At 66.7% G+C, this 17,737-nt stretch carries 19 protein-coding genes; 6 read left to right on the forward strand and 13 right to left on the reverse strand.

The window, feature by feature from the left end; all coding sequences use genetic code 11:
- The first annotated feature begins 103 nt into the window (after window positions 1-103).
- The 4 genes from DL238_RS02535 to DL238_RS02550 are packed head-to-tail and all read left to right on the forward strand — an operon-like array spanning window position 104 to window position 3,891.
- Window positions 104-898, forward strand: a complete 795-nt coding sequence (locus DL238_RS02535) for a TerC family protein (RefSeq protein WP_115490819.1) — start codon at window positions 104-106, stop codon at window positions 896-898.
- Window positions 899-904: 6 nt separating this feature from the next.
- Window positions 905-1,318 carry a hypothetical protein gene (locus DL238_RS02540; RefSeq protein ID WP_115490820.1) on the forward strand — a complete coding sequence of 138 codons (414 nt, stop codon included), beginning with the start codon at window positions 905-907 and terminating at the stop codon, window positions 1,316-1,318.
- Window positions 1,311-2,270: a sterol desaturase family protein gene (locus DL238_RS02545; protein WP_115490821.1), complete on the forward strand. Its 960-nt coding sequence runs from the start codon at window positions 1,311-1,313 to the stop codon at window positions 2,268-2,270. The genes DL238_RS02540 and DL238_RS02545 overlap by 8 nt, the downstream gene beginning before the upstream one ends.
- Before the next feature lie 28 nt (window positions 2,271-2,298).
- On the forward strand, window positions 2,299-3,891 hold the full coding sequence (locus DL238_RS02550) for a GMC family oxidoreductase (protein WP_115490822.1): 1,593 nt from the start codon (window positions 2,299-2,301) through the stop codon (window positions 3,889-3,891).
- 22 nt (window positions 3,892-3,913) lie between these two features.
- Here the strand turns inward: DL238_RS02550 and DL238_RS02555 are convergent, their stop codons facing one another.
- The 11 genes from DL238_RS02555 to DL238_RS02605 form a co-directional block, all read right to left on the reverse strand.
- Window positions 3,914-4,801: a DNA-3-methyladenine glycosylase gene (locus DL238_RS02555; protein ID WP_115490823.1), complete on the reverse strand. Its 888-nt coding sequence runs from the start codon at window positions 4,799-4,801 to the stop codon at window positions 3,914-3,916.
- A 147-nt stretch (window positions 4,802-4,948) separates the two neighbouring features.
- Window positions 4,949-5,500, reverse strand: a complete 552-nt coding sequence (locus DL238_RS02560; RefSeq protein ID WP_115490824.1) for a pyridoxamine 5'-phosphate oxidase family protein — start codon at window positions 5,498-5,500, stop codon at window positions 4,949-4,951.
- A gap of 105 nt (window positions 5,501-5,605) precedes the next feature.
- The gene (locus DL238_RS02565) at window positions 5,606-7,168 is read right to left on the reverse strand and encodes a peptide chain release factor 3 (protein WP_115490825.1); all 1,563 of its coding nucleotides are present in this window, start codon (window positions 7,166-7,168) and stop codon (window positions 5,606-5,608) included.
- A 141-nt stretch (window positions 7,169-7,309) separates the two neighbouring features.
- Window positions 7,310-8,083 (reverse strand): SDR family NAD(P)-dependent oxidoreductase, encoded by a 774-nt coding sequence (locus tag DL238_RS02570; protein WP_115490826.1) that lies wholly within the window; start codon window positions 8,081-8,083, stop codon window positions 7,310-7,312.
- Complete coding sequence (gene pheT, locus DL238_RS02575) at window positions 8,080-10,467, reverse strand: phenylalanine--tRNA ligase subunit beta (protein ID WP_115490827.1); 2,388 nt, start codon at window positions 10,465-10,467, stop codon at window positions 8,080-8,082. Before pheT ends, DL238_RS02570 begins: the two co-directional genes overlap by 4 nt.
- Complete coding sequence (gene pheS, locus DL238_RS02580) at window positions 10,464-11,585, reverse strand: phenylalanine--tRNA ligase subunit alpha (protein ID WP_115492730.1); 1,122 nt, start codon at window positions 11,583-11,585, stop codon at window positions 10,464-10,466. Before pheS ends, pheT begins: the two co-directional genes overlap by 4 nt.
- Window positions 11,586-11,625: 40 nt before the next feature.
- A complete protein-coding gene (locus DL238_RS02585) occupies window positions 11,626-11,958 on the reverse strand; it encodes a GIY-YIG nuclease family protein (protein WP_115490828.1) in 333 nt (110 codons plus the stop codon).
- Window positions 11,959-12,131: 173 nt separating this feature from the next.
- Entirely contained in the window at window positions 12,132-12,491 is a 360-nt protein-coding gene (gene rplT, locus DL238_RS02590; protein WP_115490829.1) for a 50S ribosomal protein L20, read from the reverse strand.
- A gap of 55 nt (window positions 12,492-12,546) precedes the next feature.
- Window positions 12,547-12,750, reverse strand: a complete 204-nt coding sequence (gene rpmI / locus DL238_RS02595; protein ID WP_115490830.1) for a 50S ribosomal protein L35 — start codon at window positions 12,748-12,750, stop codon at window positions 12,547-12,549.
- A 142-nt stretch (window positions 12,751-12,892) separates the two neighbouring features.
- Window positions 12,893-13,627, reverse strand: coding sequence for an SDR family oxidoreductase (locus DL238_RS02600; protein ID WP_115490831.1), 735 nt, complete (start codon window positions 13,625-13,627; stop codon window positions 12,893-12,895).
- A 2-nt stretch (window positions 13,628-13,629) separates the two neighbouring features.
- Window positions 13,630-14,388: an SDR family NAD(P)-dependent oxidoreductase gene (locus DL238_RS02605; protein WP_115490832.1), complete on the reverse strand. Its 759-nt coding sequence runs from the start codon at window positions 14,386-14,388 to the stop codon at window positions 13,630-13,632.
- A 96-nt stretch (window positions 14,389-14,484) separates the two neighbouring features.
- On the opposite strand from DL238_RS02605, the gene DL238_RS02610 reads away from it, so the two are divergent.
- Window positions 14,485-15,189 carry a bacteriorhodopsin gene (locus DL238_RS02610; RefSeq protein ID WP_115490833.1) on the forward strand — a complete coding sequence of 235 codons (705 nt, stop codon included), beginning with the start codon at window positions 14,485-14,487 and terminating at the stop codon, window positions 15,187-15,189.
- Here DL238_RS02610 and DL238_RS02615 read toward each other — a convergent pair.
- Window positions 15,186-15,971: an inositol monophosphatase family protein gene (locus tag DL238_RS02615; protein WP_115490834.1), complete on the reverse strand. Its 786-nt coding sequence runs from the start codon at window positions 15,969-15,971 to the stop codon at window positions 15,186-15,188. The two genes, DL238_RS02610 and DL238_RS02615, sit on opposite strands and share 4 nt — an antisense overlap.
- A 24-nt stretch (window positions 15,972-15,995) precedes the next feature.
- Complete coding sequence (locus DL238_RS02620; RefSeq protein WP_115490835.1) at window positions 15,996-16,931, reverse strand: ribose-phosphate pyrophosphokinase; 936 nt, start codon at window positions 16,929-16,931, stop codon at window positions 15,996-15,998.
- Window positions 16,932-17,106: 175 nt separating this feature from the next.
- Between DL238_RS02620 and DL238_RS02625 the strand changes: the two genes are divergently transcribed.
- Window positions 17,107-17,703 (forward strand): hypothetical protein, encoded by a 597-nt coding sequence (locus DL238_RS02625; RefSeq protein WP_147290977.1) that lies wholly within the window; start codon window positions 17,107-17,109, stop codon window positions 17,701-17,703.
- The last annotated feature ends 34 nt before the right edge of the window (window positions 17,704-17,737 follow it).

Below are 17,737 nucleotides of genomic sequence, written 5' to 3' on the forward strand. Positions count from 1 at the left end.
CAAATCGCAATGAACCCATGATTCAGCAATAATGTGACAATTTCGAACGCGGTTCGTGCGCCCGCGCTTGCGCGGGCCGGAACGCCGCGCCATGGCAAAGAGCATGGATATCCTTGCTCTGCTGACCGATCCCGCCGCCTGGGCCGCGCTGGTCACCCTCATCACGCTCGAAGTGATTCTCGGCGTCGACAACCTCATTTTCATCGCGATCATCTCGAACAAGCTGCCCGAGGACCAGCAGCAGCGCGCCCGGCGAATCGGTCTGGCGCTGGCGCTGGTCATGCGGATCGCGCTGCTGTTCCTGATCGGCTGGCTGGTCACCTTGCAGACGCCGCTGTTCGACCTCGGCATCGTCGGGCCGGAAACCGAACATGGAGGGCCGAGCTTCGAAACCGCCTTTTCGGGCCGCGACCTGATCCTGCTGACGGGCGGGCTGTTCCTGCTGTGGAAGGCGACCAAGGAAATCCATCACAATGTCGAGCCGGACGAATCGGACGACATGTTCGACAAGACCAAGAAGGTGGCCTCGCTGACCTTCGGCGCGGCGATCGCGCAGATCATCGCGCTCGACATGGTGTTTTCGGTCGATTCGATTCTGACCGCGGTGGGCATGACCGACGAGCTGCCGATCATGATCGCGGCCGTGACCATCACGGTCGGCGTGATGATGGTCGCCGCCGATCCGCTGGCCCGGTTCATCGAGGACAACCCCACGCTGGTGATGCTGGCGCTCGCCTTCCTCGTGATGATCGGGCTGGTGCTGATCGCAGACGGCTTCGGGTTCCACGTGCCCAAGGGCTATGTCTACGCGGCGATGGGTTTTTCCATCGCGGTCGAGCTGCTCAACATGTGGCGGCGCAACGGCCGCCGCGCGACGACGGCTGCCGGGAACGGCTGACGCGCGGTGGATCCGCAGCTCGTCCAGTTCGGTGGGTCGCTTGCGGCCATTCTGGTCCTGGCGGGAATTGCGTGGGCGTTGAAGCTGGGCCATCCGCCCCGGATCGAGAGCGAGGAGCATGCGACGGCGCTCGGCTGCGAAGCCGACACGGCCTTCGTGCCCGAGAGGGCCGCGGTCTGCGAAGGGGGCGCCGCGGCGATCCTTGTCGACGCGGCCGGCCGCGTCATGGTGCTGCGCCGCCACGGGGTGCACTTCGCCGCGCGCGTGCTCGAACCCGGGGCCGGCGCGCAGGTGGAGGACGGCGCCCTCACCGTCGTCCCGACCGACAGGACCTACGGCCCCGTCACCCTGCAGCTTGGCGAGCATGCGCAGACTTGGGCCGCACGTGTCGATGGGGTAAGCAAGGCGCACGATGCCTGACTTCGATCCCACGGCCTATGCGATCCCCGGGTTCGTCGCGCTCGTCCTGATCGAGATGGTCTGGGCGCGCTTCCGCAATCCCGCAGCCTACGAGCCGAAAGACACGCTGGTCAGCCTCGCCTTCGGACTCGGCAGCTCCGTCGCCGGGCTGCTGTTCGGCGGATTTGCGGTGTGGGTGTTCCTCAACGCCTACGAATACCGGCTGTTCGACATTGGCTTTGCGTGGTGGGCGTGGCCGGTGTGCTTCGTGCTCGACGATCTCAAATATTACTGGGTCCACCGCGCCGGGCACCGCATCCGCTGGATGTGGGCGAGCCACGTGAACCACCATTCGAGCCAGCACTACAATCTCAGCACCGCGCTGCGGCAGACCTGGACCGGCGCGTTCACCTTCGGCCTGGCATTCGCGCTGCCGCTGGTGCTGCTGGGCTTCCACCCCGCGATGATCGCGATCTGCGGCGGGTTCAACCTGGTCTACCAGTTCTGGATCCATACCGAGGCGATCGACCGCATGCCGCGCTGGTTCGAGGCGGTGATGAACACGCCGAGCCACCACCGCGTCCACCACGCCACCAACCCGCGCTATCTCGACCGCAATTACGCGGGCGTCTTCATCGTATGGGACAGGATGTTCGGCACCTTCACGCCCGAACTGCCGCGCGGGGAGGAGCCGATCCGCTATGGCATCGTCAAGCAGCTGGGCAGCTTCAACCTGCTGTGGGCGGTGTTCCACGAATGGATCGGCATGCTGCGCGACATCTGGCGCGCGCCCTGGAAGCACAAGCTGTCTTACCTGCTTCGCGAACCGGGCTGGAGCCACGATGGCAGCCGCGAGACGTCGGACACGATCCGCGCACGCTGGCTCGCCAGCGAAGGCGGCGGCGGCGGCGAGGACGATCCCGGCGAGAAGCCGCCGAAGAACCCGATTGCGGCGCCCCGCCACGCCGCCTAACCTTTCCGTAAACGGAGAGGACAAACCCATGAACCAGTACGACTACATCGTCATCGGTGGAGGCAGCGCGGGCTGCGCGGTGACCGGACGGCTCGCGGTCGACGGCAAGCGCAGCATCTGCCTGGTCGAGGCGGGCGGTCGCAACAACAACATGCGCGTGAAGACGCCGGGTCTCATGCCCTTCCTCGGCTCCAAGCCCAACTATCTGTACCAGACGATCGCGCAGAAGGGCCTGAACGGCCGCATCGGCCACCAGCCGCGCGGGAAGGGGCTGGGCGGGTCCTCGGCGATCAACGCGATGGTCTATATCCGCGGCAACGCGTGGGATTATGACAACTGGGCCGCGATGGGCTGCGCCGGCTGGAGCTACGAGGATGTGCTCCCCTGGTTCAGGAAGGCCGAGGCGAACGAGCGCGGGGCGGACCAATATCACGGCGCGGACGGCCCGCTGTTCGTGTCCGACCAGCACTGGGTGAACGAGTCCAGCCGCGCTTTCGTCGAGAGCGCCGCCGCGCTCCAGTTCCCCGAACGCGACGATTTCAACGGCGAGCGGCAGGCGGGCTTCGGCATCTATCAGGTGACGCAGCGCAAGGGAGAGCGATGGTCCGCCAGCCGCGCCTATGTCGAGCCGATCCGCAACCAGTCCAATCTCGACATCCGCACCAACACGATCGTCGAAAAGCTGCTGATCGAAGGCGGCCGGGTGACGGGCGTCGCGATCCGCAGGGGCCGCCGGCACGAGATCATCACCGCGCGCAAGGGCGTGATCCTCTCGGCGGGCGCGTTCAACTCGCCGCAGGTGCTGATGCTCTCTGGCGTCGGCCCGGCGCGCCACCTGCGCGCGATGGACCTGCCCGTGGTGCTCGACCGCCCGGCGGTCGGCAGCAACCTGCAGGACCATATCGACTACGTTTCGAGCTGGCAGACCGAGAGCTGCGTGCCGATCGGCAACAGCGCCGAGGGGACGCTGCGCATGGCCAAGGCGCTGGTCGAACATCGGCGCAAGCGCTCGGGGCTCATGACCACGCCCTATGCCGAGGCGGGCGGCTTCTGGACCGTGATGCCCGATGCGCCCGCGCCCGACGTCCAGTGGCACTTCGTGCCCGCGATGCTGGAGGATCACGGGCGCGAGAAGGTGAACGGCCACGGCGTCTCGCTACATGCCTGCGTCCTGCGGCCCGAGAGCCGCGGGACGGTGCGCCTCGCCACGCCCACGGCGGGCGAGCCGCCCGCGATCGATCCCAATTTCCTCGATGACGAGCGCGATATCGCCACCCTGCGCGAAGGCGTGCGCCTGTCGCACCGGATCGCCGATGTCATGCCGCTGGCAGGCTATGGCCTGACCGACCGGCACCCGGTCGATCTCACCGACGACGATGCGCTCGATGCGCTGATCCGCAAACGCGCCGACACGGTCTACCACCCGGTCGGCACCTGCCGCATGGGGTCGGACGAGGATGCGGTTGTCGATCCCACCCTCAAGGCGCGCGGGCTCGACGGGCTGTGGATCGCCGATGCCTCGATCATGCCGCGCATCGTCTCCGGAAACACGAACGCTCCCTCGATCATGATCGGGGAGCGTTGCGCCGACTTCGTGATGGAGACCGAGAAAGCGGCCTGAGCGGCCCGACGCCGCCGCTCCGCTAGCATTCCTGCGCGCTGGCGGGCGTCGCGGCGAAGTCGAAGAATTCCTCGTCCGCCTCGAGCGTGGGCGGCAGCGAGTCGATCGGGCGGCAATATCCCTGCTCGACCGAAGTCTCGAGGCAGACGAAGCGGTCATATTCGAACCGCGCCCGCGCCCAGGCGCTCGCCCCGTTGATCCGGGTGTAGTCGCCGGTGACCGAATAGACCGGGCTGTTCTTCTTCTCGCTCTCACGCTCGACATTGCGCAGCGTGCCGGGGCGATAGGCCTCGCCCGGTTCGACGAAATAGCCGTGCAGCTGCAGGATCGCATCGAGCCGCGATTCGCCCGCACCTTCGCCGAAGGCGATCCCGCCGAAGCGGTCGTAGGCGGCGATCAGCTCGCGCGTGCGATCGCGCTCGGTGAAGTCGACCGTGTTCACGCCGACCGTCTCGAACACCAGTTCGATCTGCTCGGGCGCGTTGGGCACGCTGCGGACCGTGCCGATGAAAGCCTCGCGGTCGCAGCGCCCGCTCCATACCGAACCGTCATTGGTGTCGAACAGGCGGCAATTGGCGCCTTCGCGGCGGCCGATCAGCGTCGAGGGGCGCATGCCCCCCGTCCCGCGATACTCTCCCTTCACGATGTCGCCGTCGAATTCGAGCTCGGCCTGGAAGCTGCCGCCGATCAGTTCGGGGCAGCCGCCCTCGCGCTTGGGACATTTCGTCTCGGTGCGGCGGGGCGTGCCCGGCACCGTCGCGACGACTTCGCCGCTGTGATTGCCGAAGTACTGGACCTTGCCGCGAAACTCTTCCGGAAGACCACCGGTCGCCGCCGGAGTGACAACCTGCGCGGAAGCGGGCGCGAGGCCCAGTACGGCAAGCGAAAGTGCAAGCATCAGTGAACGCATGGAAGGCTCACTCCCCATCGTTGCATATGGCGTTAACCATATCATGATCCTGCCACATTCAGAAGCATTGCTTTGCTGAAGCCAGGATTTACGCGGGTGTCGAAGCGTAGGTACGAATGCCTTCTTCGGCCTAAGTGCCTGGTTCGGTTAACCGATAAATCGATCGGTGGGCCGCGTCGGCAGCCCGTCTATGCTGCTGGTCCGCTGGGCCATCTTCGCTGCCCACTGGTCGGGGTCGGACTGGGCATGCGCCTTCTTGAGCGTCGGCCGCTCCGTCTCGTAGGCCATGAAGGGTACGCCCCAGCCGCACGAGGTCTGCACGCTGTCGACCGCGATGTCGAAGATCTGCCGCGTGCCGGGCAACAGCGTGAAATGCTTGGCCAGTGCGGCCCACCCGTCGTCCTGCGGCAGCACGGGCACGCCCCGCCCGTAGAATCGCAGGATCAGCGCGGGCTGTTCGAAATTGCAGAACATCAGCGTGATTCGCCCATCCGCCGCAAGATGCGCGTGGGTCTCGTTGCCCGATCCCCCGAGGTCGAGATAGGCGACGCGATCGGGCGCGAGCACGCGGAACGCGTCGTAACCCTTGGGGCTGAGGTTGATCCGCGCATCCTCTGCGGCAGTCGCGACGAAGAAGACCGGCTGCTTCGCGATCATCGCGATATGCTTGTCGGTCAGCGTGTCGGTGAAATCGGCCATGGGGCAGATTTACCCCACCCCCGTTCATCCGTCACCCCTGCGAAGGCGGGGGTCCCGCTCGTTTGCAGGAAGCGGGATTCCCGCCTGCGCGGGAATGACGGGATGTTACCGCTCCTTGGTCGCCGAGAACTTCAGGTCGGGGTTCTTCTCGGCCTGGTAGTTCACGTCCCACGGGCTCTTGGCGAGGAACACCATGTCCCCGTCGCGGTCCTTGGCGAGGTTCGCGCGGTTGAACCTCTCGAATTCGTCGAGCGCCTTGTCCTCGCCCTTCACCCAGCGCGCGGTCGCGAAGGGCGCGGGCTCGAGGGCGGCCTCGACCTTGTACTCGGCGGCGAGACGCGAGATCAGCACTTCGAGCTGCAGCTGGCCGACCACGCCGACGATGTGGTTCGCGCCCAGTTCCGGGTAGAAGACCTGGATCACGCCCTCTTCGGACAGATCGTCGAGCGCCTTGCGCAGCTGCTTGGTCTTGGTCGGGTCCTTCAGCTGGACGCGGCGCAGGATTTCGGGCGCGAAGTTGGGCAGGCCGGTGAAGCGCACCTCGTTCTTCTCGCTCAGCGTGTCGCCCACGCGCAGCGTGCCGTGGTTGGGGATGCCGATGATGTCGCCCGGATAGGCATTGTCCGCGATCTCGCGGTCCTGCGCGAAGAACAGGATCGGCGAATGCACCGCGATCGGCTTGCCGAGGCCCGAAGGCGTCAGCTTCATGCCGCGTTTGAAGGTGCCCGAAACCTGCCGCATGAAGGCGATCCGGTCGCGGTGGTTGGGGTCCATATTGGCCTGCACCTTGAAGATGAAGCCGGTCACCTCGTCGCGATCCGGCGCAATCTCGCCCTCGTCGGTCGGCTGCGGGCGCGGGGCGGGCGCATATTTGGCGATCGCATCGATGATCGCGGTGACGCCGAATTCCTTGAGCGCGGAGCCGAAATAAACAGGCGTCAGGTCGCCATTGCGATAGGCCTCGAAATCGAACGGAGCATAGCCCTCACGCGCCAGAAGCCCTTCCTCGGCCACCCGCGCGACGCCATCGGCGCTGAGGTACTCGCCCAGCTTCTCGTCCTCGGGCCCGTCGACCTTCACGGTCTTGCCCTGAAATTCCTTGCTGTCGCCTTCGGGCAGATACAGCTCGTTCTCCTCGAAGTCGTAGACGCCTTCGAACAGCCCGCCCATGCCGACCGGCCAGCTCATCGGCGCGGTATCGAGCGCGAGCTTTTCGGCAATCTCATCGAGCAGCTCGAACGGCTCGCGCCCCTCGCGGTCGATCTTGTTAATGAAGGTGATGATCGGGACCGAGCGCAGGCGGCAGACCTCGAACAGCTTGAGCGTCTGCGCCTCGATACCGGCAGCGGCATCGAGCACCATGATCGCCGAATCGACCGCGGTCAGCGTGCGGTAGGTATCCTCGGAGAAATCCTCGTGCCCCGGCGTGTCGAGCAGGTTGAAGGTGATGCCGTTCCGCTCGAAGGTCATCACCGAGGACGTGACCGAGATACCGCGCTGCTGCTCGATACTCATCCAGTCGGAGCGCGCCCGCCGCGCAGCCCCGCGCGCCTTGACCTCGCCCGCAAGATGGATCGCGCCGCCGCGAAGCAGCAGCTTCTCGGTCAGCGTGGTCTTACCCGCGTCGGGGTGCGAAATGATCGCGAAGGTACGGCGTTCGGAGGTCATAGGTGTCTCGTTACAAAATTCTCGTCACCCCTGCCCCCGAGCCGGGGTTGGTGCTTCCTTCTGGTGTGACGCAAATGGCAACGACTCGGACCGAAGAAAAGCACCGACACCGGGTCAAGCCCGGGGTGACGTTCTGTGGGGTCAGTTCTCGTCCCGCGCCACGCGGAAGCCCGCGAAGTCCTGCGTCACCGGCATGATCTCCAGCCGGTTGACGTTGAGGTGCGCGGGCAGTTCGGCGACCCAGCGGATCGTCTCGGCAATATCCTCGCCCGTCATCGGGTGCGCGCCCGAATAGAACTCGTCGGACTTGTCCCGGCTGCCGGTGCGCACGGTGGTGAATTCGGTTTCGACCATGCCCGGCTCGATGCTGGTCACGCGCACGCCGGTGCCGTGCAGGTCCGCACGGATCGCCAGCGTGAAGTGGTTCACGAAGGCCTTGGAGCCCGCGTAGACGTTGCCGCCGGGATAGACGTAGCTGCCCGCGACCGAGCCGATATTGACCAGCGCGCCCTTGCGCTCGATCAGGCCGGGCAGCATCTTGCGCGTCAGCCGGACCATCGCGGTCACATTGGTGTCGATCATGGTCTGCCAGTCGTCGAGATCGGCGTCCTGCGCGGGGTTGAGCCCCTTGGCGAGGCCGGCATTGTTCACCAGCAGGTCGATCCCGCGCCAGTCCTCCGGCAGCCCGTCGATCGCCGCATCGCGCGCCGCATCATCGGTGATGTCGAACGCCAGCCCGAGGAAGCGGTCCGCGCCCAGCTCCTGCCCAAGCGCATCGAGCCGCTCCTGCCGCCGCCCGGTGCCGATCACGCGCCAGCCGTTCTCGACCAGCAGCCGCGTGGTCGCCCGGCCGATCCCTGCGGTGGCTCCGGTAATCAGGGCTGTCCGTTCGACAGTGCTCACGACAGGCTTCATGCTCTCAACTCCGCTCCGGTTTTCGCGGCGGCCTTCACGACCGCGTCGGAAATCGCCTTCAGTTCCTCGTCGGTGAAGCTCTTCTCGCCCGGCTGGAGCGTGACTTCGAGCGCGAGCGAGGTCTTGCCCTCTGGCACGCCCTGCCCGTCGAACCGGTCGAAGATGCGCGCGTCGACGATCCGCTGCTTGTCAGCACCGCGCACCGCCTTGACCAGATCTCCGGCAGGCATTGCGCTGTCGACCAGGAAGGCGAAGTCGCGCGTCACCGGCTGGAGCGCGGGCGGGCTGTAGGTCGAGCGGGCGAACTCGGCATTCTTCTTGGCGGGGATCGCGTCGAGGAAGATCTCCGCCGCGACCACCGGCCCGTCGATGTCGAACGCCTTGAGCGTGGCGGGATGCAGCGCGCCGAAGCGGGCGAGCACCTTCTTGGGGCCGAGCCGCAGCGTGGCCGACTGGCCCGGGTGGAACTGCGGCCCTGCCTCGCCCATCACCATCAGGTTGTCGACCGGAGTGCCCGCCGCTTCGAGCAGCGCGAGCGCCTCTGCCTTGGCGTCGTAGGCGTCGAAGCCCTGCGCCTTGCCATTCGCCCAGCCGCGCGGCGTCTTCTCGCCCGCGAGGACGAGGCCGAGCGTCGCACGCTCGTCGCTATGGCCGGCTTCTCCACGGAAATAGCGCCGCCCGATCTCGAACAGCCGCGCACCCGCCGCGCCGCGATCCGCAGCGCGCTTGGCGGCGGTGAGCAGGCCCGGCAGCAGCGAGGGGCGCATGGCCTTCAGATCTTCGCTGATCGGGTTATCGAGGACCCAAAGGGCCCCATCATCCATGAAGTGTTCGGCGTCTGGGACAGGAAGGAAGCTCCACGTCACCGCTTCGTGCAGGCCGCGCGCAGCCGCCGCGCGGCGCAGCTTGCGCTGGACCAGTTGCTCGGGCGTGGCGGTCGGCTTCGCGACACCGGGCGCGCGCGTCAGCGGAACGCTGGCGACCTTGTCGAGCCCCTCGATACGGACGACTTCCTCGACCAGATCTGCCGGCCCTTCGATGTCGTGACGGCGCGGCGGGCAGGTAACTTTCCAGTCGTCGGCCACCTTGAAATCGAGCGCGGTCAGGATCGCGCGCTGGCGGTCTTCCGACACCTCGACCCCGCCCAGCTTTGCCGTGCGCGCCGGGTCGAACTGGACGACCTTGGGCTCGACCGGCGGCTGGCCTGCACGCACCACTTCGGTCGGAGTGCCGCCGCAGGTCTTCACGATCAGATCGGTCAGGATCGCGAGCCCTTCGTCGAGGAATTCGGGGTCCACCCCGCGCTCGAACCGGGTGCGCGCGTCCGAAGTCAGCCCCAGCTTGCGGCCGGTCACGCCGATCCGCGCCGGGTCGAAATACGCGATTTCGAGCAGCACGTCGGTCGTGGCTTCGGTGGCGCCCGAATGCTCGCCGCCCATGATCCCGGCGACATCGTGCACGCCCGCATCGTCGGCGATCACGGTCATCGTGTCGTCGAGCGTGTAGGTCTTCTCGTTCAGCGCCTCGATCTGCTCGCCGTCCTTGGCGCGGCGGGCGACCACCGGGCCACTGAGCTTCGCAAGATCATAAACATGCGCAGGCCGCCCGAAGGCGAGCATCAGGTAGTTGGTGCAGTCGACCAGTGCGGAGATAGGCCGCTGGCCCGCCGCCTTCAGGCGACGCTGCATCCACTCAGGGCTCGCGCCGTTGGTGACGCCGCGAATCACGCGGCCGTAGAAGGCAGGGCAGCCCTCGGCATCGTCGGTGCGGATCTCGACCGGGCAGGCGCCTTCGCCCGCGATCTCGTTCGCTTCGACCGGCAGATAAGCGCCGAGGCCCGCCGCCGCCAGATCGCGCGCAATGCCCATCACACCCATGCAATCGGGCCGGTCGGGGGTGATCGCCACGTCGATGATCGGCGAGGCGGCGTGATATTCGGCGAAGCTCGCGCCGACCGGCGCATCGTCGGGCAGCTCGATAATTCCGTCGTGCTCCTCGCCCAGTTCCAGCTCGCGCACCGAGCACATCATGCCGTTCGATTCGACGCCGCGAATCTTGGACTTGCGCAGTTCCATGCCGTTCGCAGGCACGACCGCGCCCGGCTGGCCCAGCACGCCCTTCATCCCCACGCGCGCATTGGGCGCGCCGCACACGACCTGCAAAGGCTCGCCCTCACCCGTGGAAACGGAAAGCACCTGCAGCTTGTCCGCATCGGGGTGCGGGCCGGCAGTGAGCACTTCGGCGACGGTGAACCCGGCGAGCTTTTCGGCCGGATCCTCGATCCCTTCGACCTCGTGGCCGATCGCGTTGAGCTTGTCGGCGATCTCCTGCACCGAGGCGTCGGTCTCGAGGAAATACTTCAGCCATTCGATCGAGAACTTCATGCCCGCGCTCCCACTCCGCCCGAAAGCGTCGGTTGGTCGAAGGGCGAGAAGCCGTAGTGCGACAGCCAGCGGGCGTCGCCATCGAAGAAGGCACGCAAGTCGTTCATTCCGTATTTGAGCATGGCGAGGCGGTCGATCCCGAGGCCGAAGGCGAAGCCCTGCCACTCGTTGGGATCATAGCCTGCGAATTCGAGAACGCGCGGATTGACCATCCCGCTGCCGCCCAGTTCCATCCAGTCGTGCCCCTCGGCGTCGCCGTGGCCACCCACGACGCGGCGACCGCCTTCGTTCGAATAGCCGACGTCGAACTCGACCGAAGGCTCGGTGAAGGGGAAATAGGAGGGGCGCAGGCGAAGGACGATATCCTCACGCTCGAAAAGCGCCTTGAAGAAGGTCTCCAGCGTCCACTTGAGATTACCGAGGTGGATGTCGCGGTCGATCGCGAGCCCTTCGACCTGGTGGAACATCGGCGTGTGGGTTGCGTCGCTGTCGCTTCGATAGACGCGGCCCGGCGCGATGATCCGCACCGGCTCGCCGCCATTGGCCGACGCCGCCTTCATCGTGCGAATCTGCACCGGCGAGGTGTGCGTGCGCAGCAGCATGCGGTTGCCGTCGCCATCGCGGTCGGGGAAATAGAACGTGTCCATTTCCGCGCGCGCGGGGTGCGTTTCGGCCATGTTGAGCGCGGTGAAATTGTGCCAGTCGTCCTCGATCTCGGGGCCGGTGGCGACCGCGAAGCCGAGGTCCGCGAAAAGCTCCGCGATCTCGTCCATCACCTGGCTGACCGGGTGGACGCTGCCCTGCGGCATCTGCGGCGCGGGCAGCGTGAGGTCTATCACTTCGGTCGCGAGCTTGGCTTCGAGCGCGGCGGCTTCGAGCACCGCCTTGCGATCCTCGATCGCATCGGCGACGCGCGCGCGCATCCCCTGCAGGCGCGGCCCTTCGGTCTGGCGTTCCTCCGGGCTCATCTTGCCCAGCGTCTTCATCAGCGCGTTAAGCCAGCCCTGCTTGCCCAGCGCCTCCACCCGGATCGCCTCGAGAGTGTCGAGATCGTCAGCGGCATGCAGCCGTTCCAGCGTCTCGGTGACTTTTGCTTCGTGTTCGGAAGAATCTGTCATGCTCGTCATTCCTGCGCAGGCAGGAACCCATCTCCATCGTTCAAGGCCGGTGTGACGGGATCGGTGGCAACATCGCGAAGCCCAGATCGACCGCCAGATCGCGCCAGTCGGCATTTGTCTCGCGAATGAGATTGATCTTCCATTCGCGCTTCCATTTCTTGATCCTTTTTTCGCGCAGGATCGCTGCGTCCATCGTGGCATGCTGTTCGAACCAGACGAGACGCCTGACGCCGTAGTCTTTCGTGAACCCTTCAATCAACCCGTCGCGGTGCTCGGCGATGCGTTTGATCAGGTCCGACGTCGCGCCGACATAGAGCGTGCCGTTGCGGCGCGAGGCGAGAAGATAGACCGTCGGCTGAAACGCTTCACACATAGGCTCGTCCGGAGTTGGGTTCCTGCCTGCGCAGGAATGACGAGCAAATTGCGAAGCGCAAAGAAAAAGCGCCTACCCGGGTGGGCGGCGCTTCCTCTTTTCAAACGGCTTCGATCAATCAGGCGGGAAGCGCCCCGGATCGCGGTCCGGGGCAGGCTTCCGCCCGACCTGCTTTACGCAGGCAGGGCGTCCTTCGCCTGCTTGATGATCGCCTTGAAGGCCGCTTCCTCGTTCATGGCGAGGTCGGCCATCACCTTGCGGTCGAGTTCGATGCCGGCCAGCTTGGTGCCGTGCATGAACTGCGAATAGGTCAGGCCTTCCTGGCGGACCGCAGCGTTGATGCGCTGGATCCACAGGGCGCGGAAGCTGCGCTTCTTAACCTTGCGGTCGCGATAGGCGTACTGGCCGGCCTTTTCGACCGCCTGGCGCGCGACGCGAATCGTGTTCTTGCGGCGACCGCGATAGCCCTTGGCCTGGTCGAGCAGCCGCTTGTGCTTCTGGCGCGTGGTGACGCCGCGTTTGATGCGAGGCATTTCGTATATCCTTTCGAAAAAGTCAGGTGTCGCGAGAGACGTGTCTCTCGAGCGATCACTTCAGCCCGTAGGGCGCCCACTTCTTGATGTGGTCGACATCCTGCTTGGCAAGCAGGTCGGTGCCACGGTGCTGGCGGATATACTTCGCATTGTGGCTGATCAGGCGGTGCCGCTTGCCGACGGCGCCGTGCTTGACCTTGCCGGTCGCGGTGAACTTGAAGCGCTTCTTCACACCGCTCTTGGTCTTGAGCTTGGGCATTTTCATCTCCTTTACAGAGACACGTCCGAACCAGCCCTGGCAGCCCTTACAGCCAGGCCGGTGGTGAAATACGTGTCGGTGAAGCGCGCCACATAGCGCTTTTGCGCGCGTTTGCAAGCGATTCGCGTAGGCGGCCCGCAGCTCAGAAGTGGGCGAGGTAGCCGCCGTCCACTGCCAGCACCTGCCCGGTGATGTAGCCCGCGTCGGGCGAGGCAAGGAAGGCGACCGCGCCTGCGATCTCTTCGGGCCTGCCCCACCGGCCGAGCGATGTACGGCGTTTCAGATGCGCGGCGATCTCCTCGTCTGCGACCATCTGCGCATTGGTCTCGGTCGCGAAATAGCCCGGGGCGACCGCGTTGACGGTGATGCCGTGCGGGCCCAGTTCTGCCGCCAGCGCACGGGTCAGCGCGTCGAGGCCGCCCTTGCTGGCGGTATAGGCCACGTCGCCGCGTGCGATCTGGCCCGCGATCGAGCTGACGTTGACGATTCGCCCCCAGCCGCGCTCGATCATCCCCGGCGCCACGCGGCGCGCAAGGTCGAACGGCGCGGCGAGGTTGGTTTCGAGCATCGCGGAGAACGCCTCGCGCCGCAGGTCGGCGAGCGCGCGGCGGTCGCGCATCCCGGCATTGTTGACGAGGATGTCGATCGCGCCCGCCTCGCTCAGCGCGGCCTCGCAGGCGCGCGAATCGTCGAGGTCGAAGACGAGCGCCTCCGTCCCGCCACCGACGTCGCGCAGCGCCGCCTCATCGCGACCCGATACGAACACCCGTGCGCCGTTCTCGGCCAGCCGCAGGGCGATGGCCTTGCCCAGACCGCGCGCGCCGCCGGTGACCAGCGCGCTCTTGCCGGTCAGATCGAGATGTCCCCCCGCACTCATGGTCAGTGCTCGTAGATCATCTTTCGCGTCATGCCACCATCGACGTTGATCGCCTCGCCGGTGACGAAGTGCGATCCGATCAGCCAGTCGACCGTGGCGACGATATCGGCTGGCCGCCCGACGCGCCCGGCCGGGTGCTGTGCCTTGTCCTTATCGCGGTGTTCGACCTTCTCGCGCGCCCCTTCCTTCTGCCAGTTGCGCGTCTCGATCCAGCCGGGGCGGATCGCGTTCACGCGGATATCGGGGCCGAGCGAGACGGCCAGCGCATGGGTCAGCGCGTCGAGCCCGCCCTTGGCGGCGGCATAGCCGAAGCACTCGGGCTCGCTCATCACCGCGCGGGTTGAGGAGATGTTGACGATGCAGCCCGATTCTCCGCGCCGCAGCAGGGGAAGGCAAGCGCGGCTGCACAGGAAGGCGGCGGTCAGGCTGGCGTCGATCCAGCTCTGGAAATCGGCGAGCGAGAGATCTTCGAGCGGGCCGGAATATGGATCCGCGATCCCCGCATTGTTGACGAGGCAGGTCAGCGGCGCCCCGTCGAGCCATTCGGACATGCGATCCGCACAGGCGATCACGTCCGCCTCGCGCCCCGCGTCGCCCGCGACCAGCAGGAGGTCGCCGTCGAGCCCGTCGCGCAGCTCGTCCAGCGCTTCCGCATCCGGGTCGAGCCCGGCGACCCGCCAGCCGAGCTGGGTGTAGAAGACGGCGAGGGCGCGGCCGATGCCATTGCCGATGCCGGTGATGAACATGGTTTTTTCGGTCATGCCGCTTCAATGCAGCAGCGCCGTGCAAGTGCCGGGAACTCTTCGCAAACCTGCCGCTTTCCCCTTCGGCGGGGGCAAGACGACGAGGTAACGGCGATGTCCGCAATCCAGCTACCGCTCCTGATCGGGTTCGCCATCATGGCGATCGGATCGATCGCGATCTTCCTCCACGGCCCCAAGGGCCGCGAGTTCCGGCACGATACGCAGTTCCACTCGGTCGTGCCCTTCATCGCCGCGACCGCCTACCTCGCGATGTTCCTCGGCACGGGCGTGGTCGAGATCGGCGCGACGCAGACCTTCTTCCCGCGCTATGCCGACTGGGCGGTGACGACGCCGATCCTGCTGGCGGGCCTGATCCTGACCGGGCTGCACGAACATCCGCGCCATTCGACCTTCATCCTGCCCGCGATCATCCTCGACGTGATCATGATCGCCACCGGCCTGCTCGCCGCGCTGAGCGAGGGCGATGCGCGCTGGATCTGGTTCGCATGGTCGTGCGCCGCCTTTTTCGGCGTGCTGTTCATCCTGTGGGGCCCGGTCAAGGCGATCGGCGACAACCTCGGCGGCGGGATCGAGCGCGTCTATCGCCGCAACCTCGTGTTCCTGACCGCAGTGTGGCTGGTCTATCCGGTCGTCTTCGCGTTCGGCCCCGAAGGCCTGCAGTCGATCTCGACCGTGGCCAGCGTGTGGATCGTCCTCGCGCTCGATGTGGTCGCCAAGGTGGTCTACGGCTTCGTCGCGACCGCGCGGTTCAACACCCTGCCGGGTGCGCATGCGAACGAGGCGGGGAGCGCCGGTTAGGCCCCCAGCGCTTCCAGCACATCCTCCAGCCGCGCCGGATCGCCGAGCGCGATGACCGAACCATCGCTCTCGGCATCCAGCGGGTTGCCCTGCCAGTCGGACATGGTCCCGCCCGCGCCTTCGACCACCGGTACCAGCGCCGCGTAGTCAAACAGCTTGAGGCCCGATTCGCACACGATATCGAGCTGGCCGCTGGCGAGCAGGCCGTAATTGTAGCAGTCGCCGCCATAGACGATCATGCCCTGCCGCTTGTTGCCGCCGACCGCGTGGGCCAGCTTCATGTAGGCATCCGCGCCGTGCGCATCGAAATAGTGCGGGCTGCTGGTAGCGAGCACCGCGGCGTCCAGACTCTTGCACGAACGCGTGCGCACCTCGCGCCCGTTGAGCGTGGTCGGCATGCCGATCCGCCCGACCCACCGCTCGCCGATGATCGGCTGGTCGATGATGCCGAGCACCGGCCAGCCGTCCTGCAGCAGCGCGATCAGCGTGCCGAAGATCGGCCTCCCGGCGAGGAAGCTGATGGTGCCGTCGATCGGGTCGAGCACCCATTGCCGGCCCGAGCGCCCCTCGTGCTCAGGATATTCTTCCCCCACGATGCCGTCCTGCGCATATTCGGCCATAAGGATCCGCCGCATCGCATCCTCGGCCTCGCGGTCGGCCACCGTCACCGGCGACGCATCGCCCTTGAATTCGGCGCTGGCCTTGCGGAAATGCGGCCGAATCGCCTCGCGCGCGGCATCGGCCAGCCGGTGGGCGACTGCGAGTTCGTCGTCGAGTTTCATGCGCCCACCTTCATAGAGACGATATCAGTCGAACAGGCTCGAGACCGAGCTTTCGTCGGCGATGCGGCGGACCGCTTCGCCGATCAGCGGGGCAATGGTGAGGTAGCGGATGCGCTTGGCCTCCTTGGCGATCTCGGTCGGGGGGATCGTGTCGGTCACCACCAGTTCGGTCAGCTGCGATCCGTCGACCCGCGCCACCGCGCCGCCCGACAGCACGCCGTGGGTGATATAGGCCGCGACCGATTCCGCCCCCTGCTCCAGCAGCGCGTCGGCCGCGTTGCACAGCGTGCCGCCCGAATCGACGATATCGTCGATCAGCACGCAGTGGCGGCCCTTCACCTGGCCGATGATGTTCATCACCTCCGATTCGCCGGGCCGGTCGCGGCGCTTGTCGACGATGGCGAGCGGCGCGTTGTCGAGCCGCTTGGCCAGCGCGCGCGCGCGGACCACGCCGCCCACGTCGGGCGAAACCACCATCAGGTCCTTGTCGCCGTAGCGCGCCTGGATATCCGCCGCCATCACGGGGGCGGCGAACAGGTTGTCGGTCGGGATGTCGAAGAAGCCCTGGATCTGGCCGGCGTGCAGGTCGACCGCCAGCACGCGGTCGGCACCCGCCTGGGTGATGAGATTCGCGACCAGCTTGGCCGAGATGGGCGTACGCGGGCCGGGCTTTCGGTCCTGCCGGGCATAGCCGAAATAGGGGACCACCGCCGTGATCCGCCGCGCCGAGGCGCGCTTCAATGCATCGATCGCGATCAGCAGCTCCATCAGGTTGTCGTTCGCCGGGAAGCTGGTCGACTGGAGCACGAACACGTCCTCGCCGCGCACGTTCTCGTGAATCTCGATGAAGACCTCCTCGTCGGCGAAGCGCCGCACGCTGGCATCGGTCAGCGGGATTTCGAGATAGCCTGCGATCGCGCGGGCGAGGGGCAGGTTCGAATTGCCGGCCATCAGTTTCATCGGGCGAGCGGTCCTTTGACGAAGGGGAGGGGTCCCCGCAGCGGCTAACCCCCGCGTCACACGAATGCAATCTATCGATGGAGCGGAATGCCCGACGCCCCGGTGCGAGTCCGCATGTGAATCGGCGAGCGAAAAGTCTTTCCTACTCGCCGCACCGCGTGGCTTATGCTGGCGGATGGGACGCACAGCCCCGCCCCCTCACCGATGCCGCCGCCGCCCCGGCTGGTTTCGCCCCGTGCCGCTGCGCACGCGGCGCGACGGGTGGAGCGAGGCGCGCCAGTGTTCTTTCCTCGCCCGGCTCTACCTCACCGGATCGGTCGCCGCCGCGGCGCGCAGCGTCGGGATGAGCCGGGCGAGCGCCTATCGCCTGCGCGCGCGCGCAGGCGCGGCGTCCTTCGCCGCCGCGTGGGACCGGGTGCTGACGCCGCCCGGCACCGGCCATGTGCAGGCCACGCGCGAGGATGATCGGAAGGTGACACTTCGCGCGCTGCTCGCGCGGCTGGAGGCGGGGCTGGTCCAGCCGGTGGTCTATCGCGGGCGCACGGTCGCGATCCGCAGAAAGCCCGACAGACCGGCGCTCGTGCGCCTGCTGCGCCGGACCGCGCCGCGGGCTGCATCGCGGCGGGTGAACGGGCCGGTATTGTTTCGAAAAAGGGGGCGTGGGTGTGTCACGAAGGAGAGCGCCGCGCGAGCGGCCAGCGGAAGCGCGAATGACGTCCGCGTGGCCAAGAACGAGGAACACACCACCCCACCATCCGTCACCCCGGGCTAGACCCGGGGTCGGTGCTTCTTGCGAAATGGCGACG

This window comes from Alteriqipengyuania lutimaris (assembly GCF_003363135.1).
Taxonomy (GTDB): domain Bacteria; phylum Pseudomonadota; class Alphaproteobacteria; order Sphingomonadales; family Sphingomonadaceae; genus Alteriqipengyuania; species Alteriqipengyuania lutimaris.

Coding starts and splice junctions, on each gene's coding strand:
- DL238_RS02535 (WP_115490819.1), top strand. CDS start 104: ATGGATATCCTTGCTCTGCTGACCGATCCCGCCGCCTGGGCCGCGCTG.
- DL238_RS02545 (WP_115490821.1), top strand. CDS start 1,311: ATGCCTGACTTCGATCCCACGGCCTATGCGATCCCCGGGTTCGTCGCG.
- DL238_RS02550 (WP_115490822.1), top strand. CDS start 2,299: ATGAACCAGTACGACTACATCGTCATCGGTGGAGGCAGCGCGGGCTGC.
- DL238_RS02555 (WP_115490823.1), bottom strand. CDS start 4,801: ATGCGTTCACTGATGCTTGCACTTTCGCTTGCCGTACTGGGCCTCGCG.
- DL238_RS02560 (WP_115490824.1), bottom strand. CDS start 5,500: ATGGCCGATTTCACCGACACGCTGACCGACAAGCATATCGCGATGATC.
- DL238_RS02565 (WP_115490825.1), bottom strand. CDS start 7,168: ATGACCTCCGAACGCCGTACCTTCGCGATCATTTCGCACCCCGACGCG.
- DL238_RS02570 (WP_115490826.1), bottom strand. CDS start 8,083: ATGAAGCCTGTCGTGAGCACTGTCGAACGGACAGCCCTGATTACCGGA.
- pheT (WP_115490827.1), bottom strand. CDS start 10,467: ATGAAGTTCTCGATCGAATGGCTGAAGTATTTCCTCGAGACCGACGCC.
- pheS (WP_115492730.1), bottom strand. CDS start 11,585: ATGACAGATTCTTCCGAACACGAAGCAAAAGTCACCGAGACGCTGGAA.
- DL238_RS02585 (WP_115490828.1), bottom strand. CDS start 11,958: ATGTGTGAAGCGTTTCAGCCGACGGTCTATCTTCTCGCCTCGCGCCGC.
- rplT (WP_115490829.1), bottom strand. CDS start 12,491: ATGCCTCGCATCAAACGCGGCGTCACCACGCGCCAGAAGCACAAGCGG.
- rpmI (WP_115490830.1), bottom strand. CDS start 12,750: ATGCCCAAGCTCAAGACCAAGAGCGGTGTGAAGAAGCGCTTCAAGTTC.
- DL238_RS02600 (WP_115490831.1), bottom strand. CDS start 13,627: ATGAGTGCGGGGGGACATCTCGATCTGACCGGCAAGAGCGCGCTGGTC.
- DL238_RS02605 (WP_115490832.1), bottom strand. CDS start 14,388: ATGACCGAAAAAACCATGTTCATCACCGGCATCGGCAATGGCATCGGC.
- DL238_RS02610 (WP_115490833.1), top strand. CDS start 14,485: ATGTCCGCAATCCAGCTACCGCTCCTGATCGGGTTCGCCATCATGGCG.
- DL238_RS02615 (WP_115490834.1), bottom strand. CDS start 15,971: ATGAAACTCGACGACGAACTCGCAGTCGCCCACCGGCTGGCCGATGCC.
- DL238_RS02620 (WP_115490835.1), bottom strand. CDS start 16,931: ATGAAACTGATGGCCGGCAATTCGAACCTGCCCCTCGCCCGCGCGATC.
- DL238_RS02625 (WP_147290977.1), top strand. CDS start 17,107: ATGGGACGCACAGCCCCGCCCCCTCACCGATGCCGCCGCCGCCCCGGC.